This window comes from Brucella tritici (genome assembly GCF_902825325.1).
Classification (GTDB): domain Bacteria; phylum Pseudomonadota; class Alphaproteobacteria; order Rhizobiales; family Rhizobiaceae; genus Brucella.
In genome coordinates this window covers 1-2,480 of the sequence record NZ_CADEAR010000058.1, presented here as the reverse complement: position 1 = coordinate 2,480, position 2,480 = coordinate 1, and the positions used below count along the sequence as shown (strand labels likewise).

Here is a 2,480-nt window from a genome sequence, read left to right as displayed (position 1 = left end):
AAAATTGCGGCCTGTTTCGCCTGAATATCTACGAGCCCCTGGCCTTTCCGGCCAGAGAAACTTAACGTGACAACACCCGAGGCGATGCTTGTAGGGAGAGAGGGCAGAGCCCTTTCTTCCCTCTATAAACAATGAACTCGAATGAGATCAGAATCGGATCGATTCTGTGAGACCACTGGCGACGTCTGTATCTAACAAAAAGAAAATCGCATAAGTTCTATTATGGAACTAAGTCATTGATATTTAACAATAATATATCATTTCACCATGAGCAATACGACTTCTCAGTTTGATAAACCTGATAACCGAGCCATAGTGCTCCGCCTATGGCGATGAGCGGGCCAAAGAAGAAATGTCCTGCAAGGGTGCCCACGACGAATTGTAACAGGAACATTAGCGAGCCGATAAAGATGGCTGTTTTCAGTGGAGAGTTCATTTTCCGCTCCTATTCATCTGAATGATAATGGATGCTTTTTTTCGCTCTGTGGCATCGCCACGGTCAGAAAATTGGGTCCGGTTTGTGGTCGCGACATGTCGCAAATATCTACAAAGCTTTGACTTTCGCACACGAATTTTGCGACAAGATCGGCCTTATTTTCCCGAAAGATAGTTTGAAAGCAATAAACGGGTGGCTGCGCCGTCTGCCCCTTCGCTAGACAGCCATGACGCAATGTTTAGGAGCGACACGTCATGGAACTGGAAAGTAAGACTATCATTGTCACCGGGGCGAGCAGCGGGATTGGTGCGGCGGCGGCACTGCTGTTCGCGTCCGAAGGGGCCAATGTGGTTCTCGGTGCGCGCCGATCCGGGGAGCTTGAAGCACTCGCGAAAACGATCAAGCAAGCCAATGGCAGAGCCGTGCTCTTAGTCGGCGACGTCAAGGATGAGGGCTACGCCGACGCCCTTGTCGATCTCGCCACAAAGGAGTTCGGCCGGTTGGACGGCGCGTTCAACAATGCCGGCATCGTGGGAACTATGGGTCCGGTCCCCGATATGGAAATCGGCAACTGGAATGATGTCATGGAGGTCAACTTGACGGCCGCCTTCTTCGCAGCGAAAGCTCAAATACCGGCCGTAAAGAAGCAGGGAGGTGGCTCGATCGTCTTCACCTCGTCCTTCGTCGGTTACAGCAATGGCGGTATGCCGGGCATGGGGGCCTATGCAGCATCCAAGGCCGGGTTGATCGGACTAGTGCAGTCGCTGGCGTCCGACCATGCGGTGGAAGGCATTCGTGTCAACGCGCTGTTGCCGGGAGGCACGATCACGCCGGCGGGAGGCGAAGGAAATCCGGGAGTCATGGAATTTATCGCGAACCTGCATCCCATGAAGCGAATGGCGAGCGCGAAGGAAATTGCTCAGGCTGCCCTTTTTCTGCTTTCCGATAGGTCAAGCTTCATGACGGGAAGCCCGATGATTGCGGATGGTGGTATCTCCGTTCGGTTGACCTAACGACGAATGGCCTCCGAATGGTCATGACCGCCATTCGGAGGCCAGTATAGAGCGCACATTATGCCTCCGTGAACTGTCGCAAAACTCCTGAAACAGGCGACATCCTCAACCAGCATGATAAGCGGCGACAGTTGATGCGAAGGCTGCCGTTTCGCTCCTAAATATTACCGGTGATCCCGCCTGAAGGCATGTACAATGCGACTGGAACCGTTGAGAAACATCAGCGATGCTGACCCAAAGGCAAGATAGTGGCCAAAACGGCCAAATATCGTGTCAATCGACAACTGGGTGCGCTGTCTCCGGATAGTAGCGCGGCAAAGCCGCGGCCTTCAGTGCCGTTCCTGCAAGGTCACCCGCGCAGTATTCGCCGCCCAAGAGCCGCGGATTGTCGCCGCCATGCTCTCCCATGGCGACATACACGCCATCCTCCGGATATCCGATCAGTCCAGCTGCTTCTTCATCAGTCAAAATGCGCACGATCCAGATAGCTCCTATTGAATCATGTGCTTGAGCACTGTTGCCCATTTGGCCTTGGAGGCATCCTCGCCTTCAAACCACGCATCCATACCGAACCAGGCGACCATAATGCTTGCCTTGTCGCCGTAGTAAGCACGGCAATCTTCTATGATCAGATTTGTCTCTGCCGTTCGGAACGAGCAGACCTCCTCAATCATGCTGCGCGCATCCTGCAGCGTCTGACCCGGTAAAAGAACGGGTATCGCGTCCATCTGGTTATGTCGCAAATTTATCATGATGTTAGAAGCGGCCAGATCTTCAGACGCAATTATGCTGCGAGCTCCGCAAAGACTTTAAATGGCGAGCGGTTGTCATTTGCGAACTGCTTCTTACGGATCATATGCGCCACTTCTATGCCCGCGATTGTCGCTGCGGCTGAATGAAACGCCTTAAAGCCCATCATCGGTTTGGTAATTCGCTTGATAAACCGGTGATCCCGCTCAAGGATGTTGTTGAGATATTTAACCTGCAGGATTTCAATCATTTTGCTGTGACCGGTGATTTTCAGGATTGTG

Annotated in this window: 5 protein-coding genes; 1 reads left to right on the top strand and 4 read right to left on the bottom strand. The window is 52.7% G+C overall.

The window, feature by feature from the left end:
• Positions 1-262: 262 nt before the first annotated feature.
• Positions 263-436, bottom strand: coding sequence for a hypothetical protein (locus tag HWX93_RS22610; protein ID WP_161662561.1), 174 nt, complete (start codon positions 434-436; stop codon positions 263-265).
• Positions 437-690: 254 nt separating this feature from the next.
• Here HWX93_RS22610 and HWX93_RS22605 point away from each other — a divergent pair, with 254 nt between their 5' ends.
• A complete protein-coding gene (locus HWX93_RS22605) occupies positions 691-1,449 on the top strand; it encodes an SDR family oxidoreductase (protein ID WP_151558853.1) in 759 nt (252 codons plus the stop codon).
• A 273-nt stretch (positions 1,450-1,722) separates the two neighbouring features.
• Here HWX93_RS22605 and HWX93_RS22600 read toward each other — a convergent pair whose 3' ends face one another.
• From HWX93_RS22600 to HWX93_RS22590, 3 genes are all read right to left on the bottom strand, one after another.
• A complete protein-coding gene (locus HWX93_RS22600; protein ID WP_151558851.1) occupies positions 1,723-1,926 on the bottom strand; it encodes a hypothetical protein in 204 nt (67 codons plus the stop codon).
• 14 nt (positions 1,927-1,940) lie between these two features.
• Entirely contained in the window at positions 1,941-2,177 is a 237-nt protein-coding gene (locus HWX93_RS22595) for a hypothetical protein (protein WP_151558849.1), read from the bottom strand.
• A gap of 56 nt (positions 2,178-2,233) precedes the next feature.
• On the bottom strand, positions 2,234-2,480 hold a 247-nt coding region (locus tag HWX93_RS22590), incomplete at its 5' end, for a DDE-type integrase/transposase/recombinase (protein ID WP_176038802.1).

Coding starts and splice junctions, on each gene's coding strand:
- HWX93_RS22610 (WP_161662561.1), bottom strand. CDS start 436: ATGAACTCTCCACTGAAAACAGCCATCTTTATCGGCTCGCTAATGTTC.
- HWX93_RS22605 (WP_151558853.1), top strand. CDS start 691: ATGGAACTGGAAAGTAAGACTATCATTGTCACCGGGGCGAGCAGCGGG.
- HWX93_RS22595 (WP_151558849.1), bottom strand. CDS start 2,177: ATGGACGCGATACCCGTTCTTTTACCGGGTCAGACGCTGCAGGATGCG.